The sequence below is a fragment of the Caenispirillum salinarum genome, from assembly GCF_044803115.1.
Lineage (GTDB): Bacteria > Pseudomonadota > Alphaproteobacteria > Rhodospirillales > Rhodospirillaceae > Caenispirillum > Caenispirillum salinarum_A.
Window position 1 is genome coordinate 4,056,949 of the sequence record NZ_CP085224.1, and the last position, 17,523, is coordinate 4,074,471.

General features: G+C 69.7%; 17 protein-coding genes. 8 read left to right on the top strand and 9 right to left on the bottom strand.

Annotated elements, in window-relative coordinates; all coding sequences use genetic code 11:
- The first annotated feature begins 123 nt into the window (after positions 1-123).
- Positions 124-1,215: a site-specific DNA-methyltransferase gene (locus LG334_RS18625; RefSeq protein WP_404380324.1), complete on the top strand. Its 1,092-nt coding sequence runs from the start codon at positions 124-126 to the stop codon at positions 1,213-1,215.
- 55 nt (positions 1,216-1,270) lie between these two features.
- Here LG334_RS18625 and pssA read toward each other — a convergent pair whose 3' ends face one another.
- Complete coding sequence (gene pssA / locus LG334_RS18630) at positions 1,271-2,155, bottom strand: CDP-diacylglycerol--serine O-phosphatidyltransferase (RefSeq protein ID WP_404380326.1); 885 nt, start codon at positions 2,153-2,155, stop codon at positions 1,271-1,273.
- Positions 2,156-2,159: 4 nt separating this feature from the next.
- On the bottom strand, positions 2,160-2,870 hold the full coding sequence (locus LG334_RS18635; RefSeq protein WP_404380328.1) for a phosphatidylserine decarboxylase: 711 nt from the start codon (positions 2,868-2,870) through the stop codon (positions 2,160-2,162).
- 182 nt (positions 2,871-3,052) lie between these two features.
- On the opposite strand from LG334_RS18635, the gene LG334_RS18640 reads away from it, so the two are divergent.
- Together LG334_RS18640 and LG334_RS18645 are read left to right on the top strand one after the other, a co-directional pair.
- Positions 3,053-3,490: a hypothetical protein gene (locus tag LG334_RS18640; RefSeq protein ID WP_404380330.1), complete on the top strand. Its 438-nt coding sequence runs from the start codon at positions 3,053-3,055 to the stop codon at positions 3,488-3,490.
- An 84-nt stretch (positions 3,491-3,574) separates the two neighbouring features.
- Positions 3,575-4,399 carry a DUF3108 domain-containing protein gene (locus LG334_RS18645; RefSeq protein WP_404380332.1) on the top strand — a complete coding sequence of 275 codons (825 nt, stop codon included), beginning with the start codon at positions 3,575-3,577 and terminating at the stop codon, positions 4,397-4,399.
- Positions 4,400-4,410: 11 nt separating this feature from the next.
- On the opposite strand, the gene LG334_RS18650 is transcribed toward LG334_RS18645, so the two are convergent.
- Positions 4,411-5,340 (bottom strand): alpha/beta hydrolase, encoded by a 930-nt coding sequence (locus tag LG334_RS18650; protein ID WP_404380334.1) that lies wholly within the window; start codon positions 5,338-5,340, stop codon positions 4,411-4,413.
- Positions 5,341-5,416: 76 nt separating this feature from the next.
- A complete protein-coding gene (locus tag LG334_RS18655; protein WP_404380336.1) occupies positions 5,417-5,629 on the bottom strand; it encodes a hypothetical protein in 213 nt (70 codons plus the stop codon).
- Positions 5,630-5,827: 198 nt separating this feature from the next.
- Between LG334_RS18655 and LG334_RS18660 the strand changes: the two genes are divergently transcribed.
- Positions 5,828-6,379 (top strand): DUF2076 family protein, encoded by a 552-nt coding sequence (locus LG334_RS18660; RefSeq protein WP_404380338.1) that lies wholly within the window; start codon positions 5,828-5,830, stop codon positions 6,377-6,379.
- A gap of 241 nt (positions 6,380-6,620) precedes the next feature.
- Here LG334_RS18660 and LG334_RS18665 read toward each other — a convergent pair whose 3' ends face one another.
- A complete protein-coding gene (locus LG334_RS18665; protein WP_404380340.1) occupies positions 6,621-7,838 on the bottom strand; it encodes an NADP-dependent isocitrate dehydrogenase in 1,218 nt (405 codons plus the stop codon).
- 179 nt (positions 7,839-8,017) lie between these two features.
- Positions 8,018-8,617 (bottom strand): TIGR00730 family Rossman fold protein, encoded by a 600-nt coding sequence (locus LG334_RS18670; RefSeq protein ID WP_404380342.1) that lies wholly within the window; start codon positions 8,615-8,617, stop codon positions 8,018-8,020.
- 337 nt (positions 8,618-8,954) lie between these two features.
- Between LG334_RS18670 and LG334_RS18675 the strand changes: the two genes are divergently transcribed.
- Entirely contained in the window at positions 8,955-9,410 is a 456-nt protein-coding gene (locus LG334_RS18675; RefSeq protein WP_404380344.1) for a c-type cytochrome, read from the top strand.
- A 272-nt stretch (positions 9,411-9,682) separates the two neighbouring features.
- Entirely contained in the window at positions 9,683-10,621 is a 939-nt protein-coding gene (locus tag LG334_RS18680) for an IS110 family transposase (RefSeq protein ID WP_404378827.1), read from the top strand.
- Between the two features lie 16 nt (positions 10,622-10,637).
- On the opposite strand, the gene LG334_RS18685 is transcribed toward LG334_RS18680, so the two are convergent.
- Positions 10,638-11,390 carry a cytochrome b/b6 domain-containing protein gene (locus LG334_RS18685; RefSeq protein WP_404380346.1) on the bottom strand — a complete coding sequence of 251 codons (753 nt, stop codon included), beginning with the start codon at positions 11,388-11,390 and terminating at the stop codon, positions 10,638-10,640.
- A 133-nt stretch (positions 11,391-11,523) separates the two neighbouring features.
- On the opposite strand from LG334_RS18685, the gene LG334_RS18690 reads away from it, so the two are divergent.
- A complete protein-coding gene (locus tag LG334_RS18690; protein ID WP_404380348.1) occupies positions 11,524-12,369 on the top strand; it encodes a hypothetical protein in 846 nt (281 codons plus the stop codon).
- A 100-nt stretch (positions 12,370-12,469) separates the two neighbouring features.
- Positions 12,470-13,690 carry a LysM peptidoglycan-binding domain-containing protein gene (locus tag LG334_RS18695; RefSeq protein WP_404380350.1) on the top strand — a complete coding sequence of 407 codons (1,221 nt, stop codon included), beginning with the start codon at positions 12,470-12,472 and terminating at the stop codon, positions 13,688-13,690.
- 211 nt (positions 13,691-13,901) lie between these two features.
- Here the strand turns inward: LG334_RS18695 and LG334_RS18700 are convergent, their stop codons facing one another.
- Positions 13,902-16,079: an HlyD family efflux transporter periplasmic adaptor subunit gene (locus LG334_RS18700; RefSeq protein WP_404380352.1), complete on the bottom strand. Its 2,178-nt coding sequence runs from the start codon at positions 16,077-16,079 to the stop codon at positions 13,902-13,904.
- Positions 16,080-16,082: 3 nt separating this feature from the next.
- The gene (locus LG334_RS18705) at positions 16,083-17,459 is read right to left on the bottom strand and encodes an efflux RND transporter periplasmic adaptor subunit (RefSeq protein ID WP_404380354.1); all 1,377 of its coding nucleotides are present in this window, start codon (positions 17,457-17,459) and stop codon (positions 16,083-16,085) included.
- Between the last annotated feature and the right edge of the window lie 64 nt (positions 17,460-17,523).

Genomic DNA, 17,523 nt, shown 5'->3' on the forward strand with positions numbered 1-17,523 from the left:
GAGACCCCACTTTCACCGAATCCGCCAAGCCACTGAGTCAAGCGGATTCTTGACGCCGAGTCGCCTGTGGATAATCGTCTGTTCCAGCAAGACGGACGACCCGACGCAGTGGCGACTTATCCCATGAAGACTCTCAAGACCAACCGCATCTTCCAGGGCGATTGCATCGCCATCATGGAAAGCCTTCCCGAAAAGTCGGTGGACATGGTGTTCGCCGACCCGCCCTACAACCTGCAGCTGGGCGGCGACCTGCACCGCCCCAACAACACGCGGGTCGACGGCGTGGACGATGCCTGGGACAAGTTCGCCAGCTTCGCCGAATACGACGACTTCACCCGCCGCTGGCTGGCCGCCGCGCGCCGCGTGCTGAAGGACGACGGCACGCTGTGGGTCATCGGCAGCTACCACAACATCTTCCGCGTCGGTGCCTCGCTGCAGGACATGGGCTACTGGATGCTCAACGACGTGGTGTGGCGCAAGACCAACCCCATGCCCAACTTCCGCGGCCGGCGCTTCACCAATGCGCACGAGACGCTGATCTGGGTCGCCAAGTCGGAAAGCAGCAAGTACACCTTCAACTACGAAAGCATGAAGGAACTCAACGAGGGCCTTCAGATGCGCAGCGACTGGACCCTGCCGCTGTGCACGGGCGCCGAGCGCCTGAAGAACGCCGAAGGCTCCAAGGTCCACCCGACCCAGAAGCCGGAAAGCCTGCTGTACCGCGTCATCATGGCGTCCACCAACCCCGGCGACGTGGTGCTGGACCCCTTCTTCGGCACGGGCACCACGGGCGCGGCGGCCAAGAAGCTGGGCCGCAAGTGGATCGGCATCGAGCGCGAGCAGGACTACATCGAGGCCGCCCGCACCCGCATCAATTCGGTGGAAGAAATCAGCGACACCAGCCTGCTGGTCACGCCGTCCAAGCGCAGCGAGCCCCGCGTGCCCTTCGGCAACCTGGTCGAGCGCGGCATGCTGAAGCCGGGCGACGTGCTCTACGACCCGCGCGGCAAGGCGGTGGCGAAGGTGAAGGCCGACGGCACCATCGTCTCGGCCGAGCACAAGGGCTCCATCCACAAGGTGGGCGCGGCGATCCAGGGCGCGCCGTCCTGCAATGGCTGGACCTTCTGGCACTTCAAGACCGGCGACCAGATGGTCGCCATCGACCTCCTGCGCCAGAAACTCCGTGCCGAGATGGCCGGAAAGGAACTGAACTGAGCACCGCGTGAGGGGCGGGGCGCCGAGGGCCGGAGGTCCCGGCGCACCCGTTCAGTCAGCTCCGGCGGTTGGGCTGCTCGCGGTCGGTGTCGCCGGACGCGGCGTCATCCTCGCCCTCGGGAGCGGCGAAGGGATCGTCGGCACCGCCGTCCTCCATGGCCTCCAGGCGCTCCAGGTCCTCCTGCCGGGTCTTGGCCTTCAGGCGGCGATAGCTGCGCCAGGCCAGCGGCAGCGTCGCCAGATAGACCAGCCCCAGCACCGACAGGGTCGACCAGGGATTGGTCACCAGAAAAGCCGCCAGCAGCCCCACCACGATCATCAGCGGCAGCGCCATGGCGCGCGGCACCCGCACGCGCTTGAAGGAATAGGTGGGAATCTGGCTGACCATCAGCAGCCCGACGCCGACCATGAAGATGGCCACCACCCACGGCTGGCTGAAGAAATCCGCCCCGAACTGGAAGCTGAGCATCATGGGCAGCAGCGCCAGCCCGGCCGCCGCCGGGGCCGGCACGCCCACGAAGTAGTTGCGCGACCACGGCGGCGGGTCGGGATCGCCCAGCATGGTGTTGAACCGCGCCAGGCGCAGCGCGCCGCAGGTGGCGAAGAACAGTACCAGGGCCCAGCCCGCGCCGCCGGCGTCGTTCATGGTCCACAGGTACAGAAGCACCGCCGGCGCCACACCGAACGACAGGAAGTCCGACAGGCTGTCCAGTTCCGCGCCGAACTTGGTGGCGCCGCGCAGCATGCGGGCGATGCGGCCGTCCATGCCGTCCAGCAGCCCCGCCAGCAGGATGGCCGCCACGGCGCGCTCGAACTCGCCGCGCAGGCCGTAGCGGATGCCTGTCAGTCCCGCGGCGAGCGCCAGCAGGGTGACCATGTTGGGGATCATCTTGTTGATGGGCAGCGCCCGCAGGCGCGGGCGGCGGGGCTTGGAAATCATGGGGTCAGCGGGCCTCCGCGTCGCGTTTCAACTCATCGGCCTCGATATCGGCGATGACCGTCTCGCCGGACACGCAGGTCTGGCCGAGCGCCACCATGGGTTCCACCCCCGGCGGCAGGTAGATGTCGAGCCGGCTGCCGAAGCGGATCATGCCCATGCGCTCGCCGGTGCGGGTGGTCTGGCCTTCCTTGATGTCGCAGCGGATGCGCCGCGCCACCAGGCCGGCGATCTGCACGAAGGCCAGGTCCTTGCCGTCGTCGGTGGTGACGAAGACCATGTTGCGCTCGTTGTCCTCGCTGGCCTTGTCCAGGCTGGCGTTGACGAACTTGCCGGCAATGTAGACCACCTTGCGGATGGTGCCGCCCACGGGCATGCGGTTCACGTGGCAGTCAAAGACGCTCATGAACACCGAAACCCGCCAGCGCTCCTCCTCGCCCATCTCCAGTTGCCTGGGCGGCGGAACCTTCTTGATGAGGCTGACCACGCCGCTGGCCGGCGTGATGACCAGCCCCTTGCGCATGGGCGTGTAGCGATCGGGGTCCCGAAAGAAGTAGAAGCACCACACCGTGAGGACGACGCCAACCCAGCCGAGCGGCTCCCACGCCCAGAACAGCAGAAGCGCGGCGATGGCGAAGATCGCCACGAACTTCGGGCCTTCACGATCCAGGGGAGGCAGCAGGTAGCGCCGCCAGGAAACATTGAACTCGGTGGTCACGGGGGAATTGCCTCCATCAGGACAAGACAACGGAGCCGCGGCGCGGCCCGTTGCGAGACATTACCCGCAGCGGGTGGTCGCGCCAATCGGCGGAACGCGATTTTTCAAGGCCGTGGCAGCGGCGCGAACGAAAGTGCTAAACTCTCGGCCAATAACCCTACCTTCTAGATCGCCCGGATACCATGGCAGAACTCAGGATCGAACAGGACGGACTGCCCATGCGCCTGCGCGGCGTGCGGGTCCGCCGCGACGGCACGTTGGCCGCCGCCCACGACCGCACCGTGCAGCGCTTCCGCTTCCGGTGGCGCGGGGTGGATTTCGTCGCCCGCTACCGCCAGGACGGCCAGGGCGCCCGGCTGCGCTATGCGGCGGACTTCGGCCCGCTGCCCTACGCCGCCGAGACGCCGGAGACCAACGCGAACCTGCGCGCCATCGTTGACGCCGCGCGCGAGCACCTGGGCCCGGTGGCGCGCATCCGCCGCGACCGCCGCATCATCCTTGGCCGCCGCGTGCCGCTGGAGACGCCGGTCACCGCCGACCGGCTGATGGCGACGCTGGCGACCGAACTGCTGGCCGTGGCGCCCTACCTTGATCTCCTGAAGGACCACCGCGCCGCCTGATGCGGCCGCCGCACCTTGGCGAAGCGTTCGGCGATATTATCTGTAAGGACGGACTGTCGCGTCATCCGCCGGGAGAGTGTCGCCATGGCCCTTCGCCGACCGCTTGCCGCCGCCGTGTTCCTTGCGCTCGCCCTGCCGGCGGGCCTGCTGCTGGCCCCGCGCGAGCAGGAGGCCCGCGCCGCTCTGCCGAACCAGGCCGTGCTGACCTACGACTTGCGCCTGGGCGGCTTCGACATCGGGCGGGCTGAGGTGTCCGTCGCCCTGCCGCCCTCGGTCGCCGAAGGGCCCTACCGCATTTCCGCCGACGTCGCCGCCAGCGGCATGCTGAGCGTCTTCACGGATTTCCGTTCCAGCGCCGCCACCGACGGCGCCCTGGCCGGCGCCACCGTGCGCCCGCGCCTGCACGAGGTCGCCAATGTCTGGCGCGGCGAGACGCGGCAGGTGCGGCTCGCCTACGACGAAACGGCGCCGATGCCGGAGGCGCTGGTGGAGCCGCCGCCCGAAGCCGACGAGCGCGAGCCCGTGGACCCGGCCGAGACGGTGGGCAGCGTCGACCCGCTGTCCGGCGCGCTGCAACTGGTGGCGGATGGCGACGGCGAGGCCGGGCCGGTGAAGATCTTTGACGGACGCCGCCTCTACACCCTCGCCCTGGACGATCCCGAACCGGCATCGGTGAGCGTCCGCGGCTTCACCGGCCCGGCGCTGCGCGCCGACCTGCGCTACGAGCGCCTGGGCGGCGCCTCGCGCAAGTGGGACAGCCGGAAAGAGGCGACGGCGTCGGTCACCCTGGCCCCGCCGGCGGCCCTGGGCCTGCCCGTGGCGGTGCCGCTGCGGGTGGTGGTGCCGACGACGGGCTTTGGCGGGTTCATCATTGAACTGGCCGAGGTGCGGACCGGAACGCCGGGCTGAGAGCGCCGGTCCTACCGCCCCACGTCCCGCCCGATCTCCTCGCCGAGCGCGCGCAAGGCCGCATCCGCCGCCGGAATGAGCCCGGTCATGTGCAGGAAGCCGTGGATAAGCCCCGGGTGCTCCACCAGCCGCGCCGGCACGCCCTCGGCCGTCAGGCGCGCGACCCATCGGCGACCATCGTCGGCCAGCGGATCATGCCCGGCGATCACCACCGTCGCTGGCGGCAGGCCCGCCAGGGTGTCGGCCTGCAACGGCGACAGCAGCGGGTCCAGGACCGATACGCCGTGGCCGGTCGCATACTGCTCCAGGAAGAACAGCACGTCGGCCTCTTCCAGGAACCGTCCCTCGGCGTGGGCGCGATGGCTGTCGCCGGCGAGCGTCGCGTCCAGGCTGGGATAGACCAGCGCCTGATGCACCGGCGGCGGGCGCTTGTGGTCGCGCAACAGCAGGCACAGCGCCGCCGTCAGGTTGCCGCCGGCGCTGTCGCCGCCGACCGCCGCCGCGCCCTGGGTCTGAACCGCCCAGGCATAGGCGGCCTCGGCATCGTGCAGGGCAGCGGGAAACGGGTCTTCCGGCGCACGGCGGTAGGCCAGCGACAGGACCGGGCCGCCATACCCCTTGGCGATCCAGCGGCAGGGCACATCATGCGTGTCCAGGTCGCCGAGCATCCAGCCGCCGCCGTGCAGCCACAGCAGCAACGGCCGGTCGCCTGTCGCCGCTTCAGGGCGGTAGAGGCGTGCCCGACGAGGCCCGTCGCCGCCGGGCACGGTCATGTCCTCGGCCGTGACGCCGTCGGGCGGTGCGCTGCCGGCGCGCTTCTGAAGCTGCGCGAACTGGCGGCGGGCCTCGTCCACCGGCAGGGCGCTGGTGGGCGGACGGTTGCCGGAGGCGATGCGGTCGAGGAAGGCACGGGCGGCGGGGTCGAGGGCTGCGTCGGTCATGGCATAGGGATCGGGCCTGTTCCGGGCCGCGTCAAGGCCCCAGGGGGCACAAGGCCCCCTGAAGGCGCCCGAGCCGTTATGCCGGCAGCTCCGAGAAGGCGATCTCGTAACGGTCCTGAGGGGCCGCGAAACCCTTGAAACGGGCCACGACGTCGTCGGCCGACAGGCCTTCGGGCACATCGGTGACTTCGTAGACGATGCTGGAGCCGCTGGTGGGGCCGGGATCGGCCAGCCGGTGGGCCTTGGCCACCAGACCTTCGCCGGCGACCTTGATCATGACCGTGGACATGGATGAACACTCCCTCTTCTGTCGAAGCTGGTTGAAGGAACCGCCGCGGGGGGAGTGGAACACGGCATGTATCCAATACCCCGATTCCGCGCAGGGCGGAAGGGGATGTTGAAGATGTCACGGAAACAGCGCTTGAAGCCGTCCGAAGCGCGTCCACTTCACGCGCACCCAAGCATCATCCAACCGGAGGATCATCAGATGGATGCCCAGGATCGCGCCCTCATCGACGGCGTGTTCGACAAGGTGCGGCAGGCCCAAGAGCAGGGCGGCCCGCGCGACGCCGACGCCGAAGCCGCAATCGCCGCCCATGTGGCCGAGCAGCCGCACGCGCCCTACTACATGGCGCAGGGGCTGGTCATGCTGGAGGAAAGCCTGCGCGTGGCCGAGGATCGCATCGCCCAGCTTGAAGACGAGTTGCGCCGCCGCCCCGCCGGTGCGGGCGGGGGATTTCTCGGCGGGCTGTTCGGCGGCGGCGCGAGCGGCGGCCGCGGCACGGTGCCGGCTCCGCGCCCGGCGACGGAAAGCTCGCCCATCCTGGCCCGCGCGGCGCAGCCTGGACACGGCGGCTTCATGGGCGGCGCCGGCTCCACGCTGATGGCCGTGGCCGGCGGCGTGATGCTCGGCAACCTGCTGGGCGCGGCGATGATGCCTGACACGGCCGGCGCCGAGGACCCCGCCGCGGGGGAAGAGGATATGGCCGGCCTGGAGGAGGACCTGGGCGGCATGGAGGACATGGATATCGAGTTCTGACCTTCGACGCGAGCACCAGGACGGCAGACGCCGGAGGTGGAACCCCAGCCTTCGCTGAGGTGACGGGAAGGGTCGACGGAGAATCAGGAAGTCGGTTACCCGGCATGCCAGCGAAAGCTGGCATCCACTCGCGCCGCCAGCCGTCCTCGCGGCACCGAAACGGAAACGGCCCGCCGGAGACTTGCTCCGGCGGGCCGATCCGTCGGTCGGAACCGCTTTTGTCCTGGATGGACGGACGGGCTTACATGCCCATCTTTTCGCGCAGGCGCGCGTCCAGGGTCTCCAGGAACTGGTTGGTGGTCTGCCACGGCTGGTCCGGGCCGATCAGGATGGCCAGGTCCTTGGTCATGTTGCCGGCCTCGACGGCCTCGACGCAGACCTGCTCCAGCTTCTCGGCGAACTCGACCACCTCGGGGGTGTCGTCGAACTTGCCGCGGAACTTCAGGCCGCGGGTCCAGGCGAAGATGGACGCGATCGGGTTGGTGGACGTCTCCTTGCCCTGCTGGTGCAGGCGGAAGTGACGGGTCACCGTGCCGTGCGCGGCCTCGGCCTCGACGGTCTTTCCGTCCGGCGTCATCAGCACCGACGTCATCAGGCCCAGCGAGCCGAAGCCCTGCGCCACCGTGTCGGACTGCACGTCGCCGTCGTAGTTCTTGCAGGCCCAGACGAAGCCGCCGCTCCACTTCATGGCGCAGGCGACCATGTCGTCGATCAGACGGTGTTCGTAGGTGATGCCGGCGGCCTTGAACTTGTCGGCGAACTCGGTCTGGAAGACCTCCTCGAACAGGTCCTTGAAGCGCCCGTCATAGGCCTTCATGATCGTGTTCTTGGTGGACAGGTAGACCGGCCAGCCACGGTCCAGGCCGTAGTTCATGCAGGCGCGCGCGAAGCCCTTGATGGACTCGTCCAGGTTGTACATGGACATGGCGACGCCGGCCGAGGGGAACTTGTAGACTTCGTGCTCGATCGGCTCGCCGCCGTCCTCGGGCACGAACTTCACCGTCAGGGTGCCGGGGCCCGGAACCTTGAAGTCGGTGGCGCGGTACTGGTCGCCGAAGGCGTGACGGCCGATGACGATCGGCTGCGTCCAGCCCGGGACGTAGCGCGGGACGTTCTTGCAGATGATCGGCTCGCGGAAGACGGTGCCGCCCAGGATGTTGCGGATGGTGCCGTTGGGCGACTTCCACATCTTCTTGAGGCTGAACTCTTCCACGCGCTGCTCATCGGGGGTGATGGTCGCGCACTTCACGCCGACGCCGTACTGCTTGATGGCGTTGGCGGAGTCGATGGTCACCTGGTCGTCCGTCGCGTCCCGGTTCTCGACCGAGAGGTCGTAGTACTTCAGGTCGACATCGAGGTACGGCAGGATCAGCTTGTCCTTGATGAAGGACCAGATGATCCGGGTCATCTCGTCGCCGTCCAGCTCGACAATCGGATTTTTGACCTTGATCTTGCTCATCTAAGCGGTTCTCCCGATGGGTGACGAACTCGGGTGTCCGATGGGGTGCGCCCCATGTGCATGGTTGGACCACTACCGGAAGCGAATCGCCGCGGACGGCGGCACCATAGACGGCACCGCCGCCGAGAGCAAGACCCGCCCGTTCGGGCGGGATGGGGGTAGGCGGGAATCTTGCGGTTTTACAGGCGCTCGGCCGCGTCCGCCGCAACCGTGCCGACGCCGGCCCGGCCCAGTTCCTGCTCGATGGTGGGGAGAATCCGCGTCCAGTCGTCCACCACAGTGAACAGGTCGCGGTTGACGGGCTTGGCGAAGCGCCGGGCGATCATGCTGTCCACCAGGTCCAGGAACGGATCCCAGTAGCCCTCGATGTTGGCGATGATGATGGGCTTGTTGTGAATGCCCAACTGCCGCCAGGTCAGGATCTCGAACGTCTCGTCCATGGTGCCGAAACCGCCGGGGAACACCACGAAGGCGTCGGCGCGCTCGAACATGGCGAACTTGCGCACGTGCATGTTTTCCACCACGTGCAGCTCGGTCGCGCCCTGATAGGCCGCCTCCAGCCGGGTCAGGTGCTCGGGAATGAAGCCGACCACGCGGCCGCCCTCCCGCATGACGGCCTCGGCCGCCACGCCCATGATGCCGACGTGCCCGCCGCCGTAGACAAGCTGCACGTCGGACTGCGCCATGGCGGCGCCCAGTTCGTCGGCCGCCTCGGCGAAGGCGGGGTTGTCGCCCACGTTGGAGCCACAGAAGAGGCAAAGAGATGTCAGTCGGCCCATGGCGGTGACCTCGCGTCTGTTCTTGTTGTGCTTCTGCCGCAGGACCAAGGCCCAGACCGGGGCCCGGCGGCGAAAAAAGGGGCGGCCCATGCGACCGTCCCTTTCTTTATCTATGGGAGCCAACGCACGCCCGCGCCAGGGGGGTGCATGGCCTACCCCGGACGGCGGGTTTGCCCGGCGCAGGGACGGCGCCCACGGGTTTGTGTGACGGAGTCACCGACCGCGTCCCCAAAACGTGTCTTGATCCTCCGCGCGCTCTGGGACATTTGCCGCAGAGTTCTTCCCGTCGATCGATCATCCCGATCCCCTTCGGGCACACAAGGAAGGAGCACGTTTCATGAAGCTTCGCGCCATTGCCGCCGCCACCGCGCTGGCTGCCGCCGCCGTCGCCCCGATGGCCGCCAACGCCATGGACGCCGAGAATGCGGTGAAGTACCGCCAGCAGGTCATGAAGGCCATCGGCGGGCACACCAACAACGTGGTGATGATCCTTAAGGGCGAAGTGCCGTACTCCGACCAGTTGCTGCCCAGCGCGCAGATGCTGGCCGATACGGCCGACCTGGCGCTGCTGCCCTTTGAGGAGAACACCGCCGATTCGGGCGTGAAGACCACCGCCACCGCCGATGTCTGGAACAACTGGGACAAGTTCTCGGGCGGCATCAAGATGATGCAGGAGCGCACCGACACGCTTGTCGCGGCGGTCGAAAGCGGCGACAAGGGCGCCATCGGCGAGGCCGTGCAGGCCGTCGCCGAGACCTGCAAGAACTGTCACGACAACTTCCGCGAGAAGTAAGCCGCGCCGAAGGCGTCGGCCAAAACGGAAAGAGCCGGGGGCGAGGCGCCTCCGGCTCTTTTTTGCGTGGCGAATGCGGCGCCTTATCCCCTTGTAACTTAGCATGTGCCGAATCCGGTATGATACCGGTTGCGGTGGCGGACGAGAGACCGACGCCCCTCAGGGACACCAAGCCCGTGTGTGAGCCAGGGTCCTCGTCCGCCGTTCCATCGAACCCGAACAGTCGCTTGGGCCGCTCGAAGCGAAGCCCGCTTGCGCAAGGATGGGATCGGATGGACGCTCTCAACATCGGCATCGACGTCTCGAAGGATCGGTTGGACGTCGCCACCACCTCGCCTTCGATGGCCGCTTTCCATGTTCCGCGCGATCATGGCGGGCTGTCGGATCTGGTCGAGCGATTGAAGCCGCTCGGCGCCGAGCGGATCGCGATCGAGGCCACTGGCGGCTTCGAGACCGTCGTCGCGGCAGCCCTGGCCGCCGCCGGCCTTCCGGTCGTCGTGGTCAATCCGGCGCGCGTGCGTGCCTTCGCCCAAGCCCTTGGGAAACGGGCCAAGACCGATCCGATCGACGCTGCGGTGATCGCTCGTTTCGCCGAAGCCACCAAGCCTGAAGTGCGCCCGCTGCCTGACGCCGAGACCGAGGCGCTGGCCGATCTCGTCGCTCGCAGACGGCAGATCATTGCGATGATCGGTGCGGAGAACCAAAGGCTCAAACGGGCCTCTTCCCGGACGGCCAGGAGCATCAGGCGGCTGCTGAAAGCACTCGAGAAGGAACTCGCCGACATCGACCTGGACATCGACGACAGCATCCGCCGGTCGCCCAGCTGGCTGGAAAAAGTCGAGCTCCTCAAATCCGTTCCCGGCGTCGGCGACCAGATCGCTCGCACCCTGATCGCCGAACTGCCGGAACTCGGCACCCTCGACCGCCGGCAAATCGCCGCTCTGGTCGGCTTGGCGCCGTGGACGCGGCAATCCGGCAAATGGCGTGGCAAGAGCTTCATCGGCGGCGGCCGTGCCGCCGTCCGAACTGCCCTCTACATGGGGGCCCTCGTCGCCGCGCGGCACAATCCCCTGCTCAAGGGGTTTCGGGATCGCCTCGTCGCTCAGGGCAAACCCAAGCTCGTTGCCATCATCGCCGTCGCCCGCAAGCTCATCACAATCCTCAATGCAATCATCCGGGAGGCCCAGCCATGGCGCGAGCAAATCGTTTGACCGGAAAGACAGTCGCTCACATCACCTCGACGATGTACCAGACGACGCCGCCGGCCACCACGGCCGCCGCCACCGCCACCAGCGGCGAGGCGAAGCGCAGGCCCTTTTCGGCCTCGGGCGGCGCGGGTTTCTTGCCCGTCACCATGGCGCGGATCAGGTTCTCGCCCTTGACGAACAGGTAGAGGACGGCCGCCAGCACATGCAGGCCGACCAGGACCTGCAAGGCCGGGAACAGGATGTTCTTGTGCCAGCCCGTCAGGGCGTCGCTGGTGTCCTTGCTGACCAGGTTGGCCAGCGGCCCCTCGCTGAAGATGTCGTCGTTGGCGAACAGCCCGGTCCCCGCCTGCGCCAGCACCAGCAGAAGCAGAAGCAGCACCATCCAGCCGCCGGCCGGGTTGTGGCCCAGCACATAGGCCTTGGTGCGCGTCGTCGTCCCCTTGCCGAAGGCGGTCTTCAGATAGCCCGCCACGGCGCCCGGCCCCTTAACGAAGTCGGTGAACCGCGCGGTGGTCGAGCCGAAGACGCCATAGATCAACCGCCACAGGATCAGCGCCAGCACGGCATAGCCGGCCAGCATGTGGTCGCTCATGGGGCCGTTCTCGCCGGTCCACCACAGATATCCCAGCAGCCCCACCAGCACCCAGTGGAACAGGCGCGTCGGCACGTCCCACACCCGCACGGGCCTTAGGCTGCCCAGGTCCCTCTGCGCGGCGCGGGCGGGAGAGGCGGGCGCCGGCTTGGGCTTGGGCTTGGTCTTGTCCATGTCCATGGCGTCGTGCTCGCTGCTGTTGCGGTGAAGGCTGGGCGAAGCCCGCCTGTTGCTTTAGAACCCGGCGGGAGGATAAGTGGTGTTCCAGCCTGGGTAAATGCAACTCTTCTAACACAAGGACCGCCCCCGCCCGATGATCGACATGGTGCTGTCGCTGGCCCTGCCCCTGCTGGTGGCCCTTGCGGTCAGCGGCGTCGTCCGCCTGTCCGCCGGGACCGAGCGCGGGGCGCGGCTCATGGGCGTGGGCCTGGGGGTCGGCTTTCTTGGCTGGTGGTTGTGGGCCAACGGCGTGGAGCCGCTCGGACGCCTGACGCCTTTGGGCACCGCTCCGCTCGTCACCCTGGCGGGACTGGCGGCAGGCGCCGCCGTGAACGCCTGGGCCGCCGCCCGCCGCACAGCGGCCTGGGCGGTGGCGGCGGTTTTCGCCGTCCTGAGCCTGTGGGCGCTGGCCGGACTGCCGGTCTCCATGCAGGCCCTCGCCGCCGCCGCCCTGCCCGCCGCCGGCCTGGCGCTGCTGTTCGCGGTGGTGCTCGGCGGCCTGGGTACGGCGCGGGAGCGTGCCCCCTGGGCCCCGGCGCTGCTGCTGGCGGTGGCCTGCGCCGGACTGGGCGCTACGGCCTCGGCTCTGGGTGCCGGCGGCGTGTCGGCGGCGGCGCTGGCGCTGGCGGTGGCGGTGCTTGGCGTCCTGCCCTGGCTACCGGCCGCGCCCGGTGCGCCGGGATGGATCGTGACCCTGTCCGGCGGCGGCACCTTTGTGGCCCTGGCGGCGGCCCTTCTGGCGGAGACCCCCGGCGCGGCGGGCGCTCTGGCGGTGCTGGCGCTCGTCTTCCTGGCGGAACCGACGGCGGCCCGACTGCCGGCGGGAGGCCCGCGCACCGCCCTTCTGGCGCGCCCCGGCTGGCTGGTGCTGGTGGCAGCCCTGCCTGCCGGGCTGGCCGGCCTGCTGGCCCAGGTGGCGGCAAAAATGGTCAGCGGCTGAGGCGATTGCGCCATATCAGGGGACGTAATACCCTTGTGCGCATGTTGAATTGGCATTGCCGCCTTTAGTCGCCCGGCCATGCCCTGTCAGAGGACCGCCCGTGAACCGCCCGCTCATCGTTGCCCTTGTGGGGGCTTTCGTCGTCGTTTTCGCGCTGGGCCTGAGCTGGCTGGCGGGCCTGCAGGACGCCGCCCCCGACGCGCCGCCGCCCGTGCGCGTGGAAGCGCCGCCCTCGGAAACGGCGCCGCCCGCCGGCGACGACACGAGCGACGGCGAGGACGAGGGCGAGGACGGGGGCGAGGACGGGGGCGAGGACGGGGGCGAGGCCGGGGGCAAGGGCGAGGACGAGGACGAGAGCGCTTCCACCGCAGACCCCCAGGCATCGCGGATCGACTCGGCGGGCGCCGCGCAGGCGACGGGCGCACCGGTCCCCGCGCCGGAGCCCGGCCCCGCCGACACGGGTCCGTCCTTCGACGTCGTGCGGGTGGATCGCGGGGGCAACACGGTCATGGCCGGCCGCGCCACGCCCGATGCCGAGGTGATCATCCGCGACGGCGAGACGGAGCTGGGCCGCGTGCGGGCGGACGAACGCGGGGAATGGGTCTTCCTGCCCGACAAGCCCCTGCCGCCGGGCACCCGGGAACTGCGGCTGGGCGCCCTCGGCACCGATGGCGCGGAGACGGAAGCGGAGTCCTCGGTGGTGCTGGTCGTGCCGGAAAGGTCGGCCGACGAGGGCCGCCCGCCCCTGGCGGTAGAGACGTCGCCGGGGCGCCCCAGCCGCGTGCTTCAGGCGCCGGCACCGGTCGTTGCCGGTACCGAAACGGGCGATGCTCCGCTGCCGCCGCCCGGACAGGATGGCGCCGCGCCGTCCGTCGTGATCGACGTGGTGGACTACGACGCCGCCGGCAACCTCAGCTTCGGCGGCCGCGCCGCGTCGGGCAGCATCGTGCTGGCCTATGTGGACAACCGCTTCGTCGGCCGGGCGGTGGCCGGACCCGACGGGCGCTGGTCGGTAACGTCGGCGGACCCCGTCGCCACCGGACGGCACACCCTGCGGGCGGATGTGCTCGGCCCGGAAAAAGAGGTCGCCGCCCGCGCCGAGATCCCCTTCCTGCGGCCGGAAAGCGTCGAGGCGCCCTCCGGCGACGGCGTCCGGGTGGTGGTCCAGCCGGGCAACAGCCTGTGGCGCATCGCGCGCGAGCGCCTGGGTGCGGGCACGGAATACACGGTGATCTACGAGGCCAACCGCGCGCAGATCCGGGACCCGGACCTCATCTATCCCGGGCAGGTGTTCGTCATTCCCGACGACAGCGGGCGGTAACACCGGGCGATACTTGAAATCGTCCACCTGTCGCCCGGCAAGGCCGGAGTCCTGACGAACGCGACGCGGACACCGGCCGCCGCGCCTTATGGCGCGTGAGGCTGCGTGCCGATTGGAGCCGAAGGGGTGCGCGAAGCGCGCACACCGCAGCGCCGGTGATTTCAATCACCGGCGCGTATAATGCCGCTCAGCCGCCACACAGAGCCGGCCCCTAGAACGCGCTCTCGCGGATCAGGACGCCCACCACAGTGCGCCACAGCCGCACGGCCAGGCTTTCCGGCTCGCCGTCCACGCGCAGGGTGCCGCGCCGCAGTTGCGCCGGGGCGTCGGGGGCATCCAGCACCACCACCACGCGGTACAGCGAGTGCTCCGGCAGCATGCGGCCCTCCTCGTCGCGGCGCGCGGCCACGTCGCCGCCCTGGTCGGCCGCCAGCATCGGATGGTCGAGCACCGGACGGTTGACCGCATCCACGGCCGTCACCCGCCCCGTCCGGGACGGCGCCAGGGCATCGTCGGGATGAAAGCGCGCCGGTGCGCCGGGCGTCAGGCGTGCCAGGTCCTCCTGCCTGGCGTAGCCGGTGACCCGGCCGCGCTCGGCGTCCACCACGCGCAGGAGCACGGCGCGCGGCTCCACCCACAGTCCGGGCCGCAGCCCCGGCATGACGTCGGTGACCCGCCCGGCGACGGCGGTGCGCAGCGTCATGCGGTTTTCGCGCGCGGCAAGGCCGTCGGCCTCGGCCACCAGCTTGCTCAGGTCCGCAGCCAGCAGGGGCACGTCGGCGCGGGCCTCTTGGTCGGCGAAGGCCCGGTCCAGGCTCAGGCGCGTCACGTCCAGGCGCAGGTCGGTGAGCCGCCGCTTGAAGACCAGGTCGGGGTTGACCAGTTCCGCCACCGGCTGGCCGGCCTCCACGGTATCCCGCGCCTCCACCAGCACGCGGGCGACGCGGGCGGCCTCGGGCGCGTGCACCTCGTGACTCCGCTCGGCCTCCAGCACCGCCGGCAGCACCACCGTGCCGCGCCAGGGCACGAAGACGGCTGCCAGCAGCAGGCCCAGGACGCCAAGCGTGGCCAGGACGTGGGCGTTCAGGCGCATGTCGCTGCGCCGCTTCCACCATTCGGTCATTTCGTTGGTCATGGGCTTGAGGATGAACCAGGCGATCTCGACGATGAACAACAGGATGCCGACCGCCTTGATAAAGAAGGCATAAACCAGCAGCGCGATGCCGATGAACAGCATCAGCCGGTACAGCCACGTCGCCCAGGCGTAGAGCACGAACAGCCGGCGCCGGCCGCGCGGCAGCGGTTCCGGCGGCGCGTCGCCGAAGCCGAACAGGATCTCCCGCAGCGCCCAGCGGCCGAAGGCGAAGGCGCGCGGCTGCAGGTTGGGCTCGTCCAGCCAGTCGGCCAGCAGGTAATAGCCGTCGAACCGCATGAAGGGGTTCAGGTTGATGATCAGGCTTGCCGTCCATCCCGCCGTCGCCAGGAAGAACGCCGCCGAGCGCACCGGTCCGTCGTCGGTGAAGGCCCATACCAGCGTCGCCAGCACCGCGACGGCCAGTTCCGTGATCATGCCGGCGGCCCCGATGGCTAGGCGCCGGCGGTTGTCGGTCAGCTTCCAGCCTTCCGAGGTGTCGGTATACAGCACCGGCCACAGCACCATGAAGGCCACGCCCATGGTCGGCACGCGGCAGCCGTAGCGGTGCGCGGTGAAGGCGTGCCCCAGCTCGTGCAGGATCTTGGTCACCACCAGCGCCAGGGCCATCCACGCCAGTCCTTCCAGGTTGGCGAATTGGGTGAAGGTGTGGACGAAGCCGTCCCACCGCCGCGCCACCAGATAGACCCCGGCCACCGTCAGGGCCGCCAGCAGAAGCACCGCACCCCGGCTGAACAGAGGGCGCACAAGCGGCCACGCCGCGCGCAGGAACGGGTCGGGCCGCACCAGCGGGATACGGAAAAACAGATAGTTGTGCAGCAGCCAGGTGCTCCAGTGCCGCCGCATGGCCTTGGCCTGACGCTCCCACATCTCGCGGTCGGACGGCGCGGCCATGTCCACCAGGGCATTGGCGCGCAGGAACCGCACCACCTGAAGAAGCTCGTCGCGTCCGGGCGTCAGCACGGTCTCCGCCGCCACGGCCTCGCAGACGGCGGCGCCGGTGCCGTGGTGCCAGCGGGCCAGCATCTCGAAACCCGTCCAGGTGATCCGGTGGAAGCGGTTGCGCACCGGGTCGTGGATGGTCCAGGAGGGCGATCCGTCGCGGGCGCGCGGCCCCGGCAGCAGCCGCAGGTCATCGCGCAACGGCGGCAGCGGCACCGTCATGGGGTCGGGCTGGCCCATGCCTGCGCCCGACGAAGGAAGGGCGCCCGTGGAGATGCCGGCCAGGCCGCCCATGCGTCAGAGCCCCAGGAACTGGCGGATGGTGGCGATGGGACGGCGGAACAGGGTGAAGGCCAGCGGGGCGTGCTCGCCATACAGCTTGGCCGTGCCCTGAAGGCCGATGCGCGGCGCCGACCGGTCCAGGAACGTGGCGTCGACGCGGTAGGCGAGCGTTCCCTCGGGCGTCAGTTCGGCGTCATAGCTGGCACGGTTGAGGATGGCCGGCACGGGGTTGAGCGGATCGACGGCCAGGAAGACGCGGACGTCCGTCCCCGGCTCCAGGGCGATGGCGTCGGAGACCGGCAGCCAGGCGCGCAGCTTCGTTCGCTCGGGGTCGGCGACCACCATGACGCGCTCGCCCACCGCCACCGGGCGGCCGGTCCAGTCGTCCTTGTCGGCGAAAACCGCCACGCCGGCCGTCGGTGCGCTGACCACGGCCCGCGACAGAAGTTCCTCGGCATAGGCCAGTTCGGCCCGGCGCAGGTCGACCGCCGCCTCTTTCAGCGCCACCTCGCCCTTGCGGGAGGGGGTGCGGAAGGCCGACTGGCGGGCCTGGCGCAGATCGGCCTCGGCGACGGCAAGCTGCTTGGCGGCGACCTCGCGGCGCGCCCTGAGCGGCGCTTCCTCGAACCGGAACAGGGGCTGGCCGGCCTCCACCGGCTGGTTGGGCTCGACCAGGACGGTCTCCACCACACCCTCCAGCGGCGCGGCGACCACCTGGGGCTCCATGGGAACCACCTCCGACGGCGCGAGCGCCGACTGACGCACCGGCCAGGCGAGCACCGCCACCACGACGAGCGCCACGGCCCAGGCGAGCACCGTGCGCCGGCGCCGCTTCTGCCCGGCCGACACCGTAAGCCCGAGCCGCCGCCGCAGGGCTTCCCAGGCGTGGCCGTAAGCATCGGCCAAACGATCGGCCAGCACCTGCTCGGCCGGCTGGAACGGCTGTTCCCGCGCCAGCACCAGACCGCCGAGAAGGCGCCCGTCCGCCCCCTTCAGGGGCTGCCACAAAACCTCGGGCGGCCACCATTCGGACCACTCCGCCCGCAGCGGCTCCGGCAGGGCGGCCGCGTCCAGGCACCGCGACTCCGGCTGCCCCGGCGCCTCTTCGGCGACGGCGTCGGCGGTCGGCGGCTGGTCGGGGCGAAGCGTCTTCAGCACGCGGGTCAGCCACCGCACGAAGGGCGCGTCGCGGTCGATGACGGGCACGTTGGAAACGGCCTCCACCGCGAACCGCCCCGGCCCTTCCAGCCGCACCAGAACGGCCTGGCGGTAGGCCACCAGGCGTCGGGTCTGGTTGACCAGCACGAAACGCAGGGCGTCCTCCGTCTCGGCGTGGCGGGCCTCGCGTTCCAACTGGAGGAGGCGGGAATAGACGCTGCTCTGCTCGGTCATGGCGCCTTCATGGGGTCGGCGTTCGGCGGTCGAAATCGGCGGCGCACCAAGGCTGCGCCGGCGC

Coding starts and splice junctions, on each gene's coding strand:
- LG334_RS18625 (WP_404380324.1), top strand. CDS start 124: ATGAAGACTCTCAAGACCAACCGCATCTTCCAGGGCGATTGCATCGCC.
- pssA (WP_404380326.1), bottom strand. CDS start 2,155: ATGATTTCCAAGCCCCGCCGCCCGCGCCTGCGGGCGCTGCCCATCAAC.
- LG334_RS18640 (WP_404380330.1), top strand. CDS start 3,053: ATGGCAGAACTCAGGATCGAACAGGACGGACTGCCCATGCGCCTGCGC.
- LG334_RS18645 (WP_404380332.1), top strand. CDS start 3,575: ATGGCCCTTCGCCGACCGCTTGCCGCCGCCGTGTTCCTTGCGCTCGCC.
- LG334_RS18650 (WP_404380334.1), bottom strand. CDS start 5,340: ATGACCGACGCAGCCCTCGACCCCGCCGCCCGTGCCTTCCTCGACCGC.
- LG334_RS18655 (WP_404380336.1), bottom strand. CDS start 5,629: ATGTCCACGGTCATGATCAAGGTCGCCGGCGAAGGTCTGGTGGCCAAG.
- LG334_RS18660 (WP_404380338.1), top strand. CDS start 5,828: ATGGATGCCCAGGATCGCGCCCTCATCGACGGCGTGTTCGACAAGGTG.
- LG334_RS18665 (WP_404380340.1), bottom strand. CDS start 7,838: ATGAGCAAGATCAAGGTCAAAAATCCGATTGTCGAGCTGGACGGCGAC.
- LG334_RS18670 (WP_404380342.1), bottom strand. CDS start 8,617: ATGGGCCGACTGACATCTCTTTGCCTCTTCTGTGGCTCCAACGTGGGC.
- LG334_RS18675 (WP_404380344.1), top strand. CDS start 8,955: ATGAAGCTTCGCGCCATTGCCGCCGCCACCGCGCTGGCTGCCGCCGCC.
- LG334_RS18680 (WP_404378827.1), top strand. CDS start 9,683: ATGGACGCTCTCAACATCGGCATCGACGTCTCGAAGGATCGGTTGGAC.
- LG334_RS18685 (WP_404380346.1), bottom strand. CDS start 11,390: ATGGACATGGACAAGACCAAGCCCAAGCCCAAGCCGGCGCCCGCCTCT.
- LG334_RS18690 (WP_404380348.1), top strand. CDS start 11,524: ATGATCGACATGGTGCTGTCGCTGGCCCTGCCCCTGCTGGTGGCCCTT.
- LG334_RS18700 (WP_404380352.1), bottom strand. CDS start 16,079: ATGGGCGGCCTGGCCGGCATCTCCACGGGCGCCCTTCCTTCGTCGGGC.
- LG334_RS18705 (WP_404380354.1), bottom strand. CDS start 17,459: ATGACCGAGCAGAGCAGCGTCTATTCCCGCCTCCTCCAGTTGGAACGC.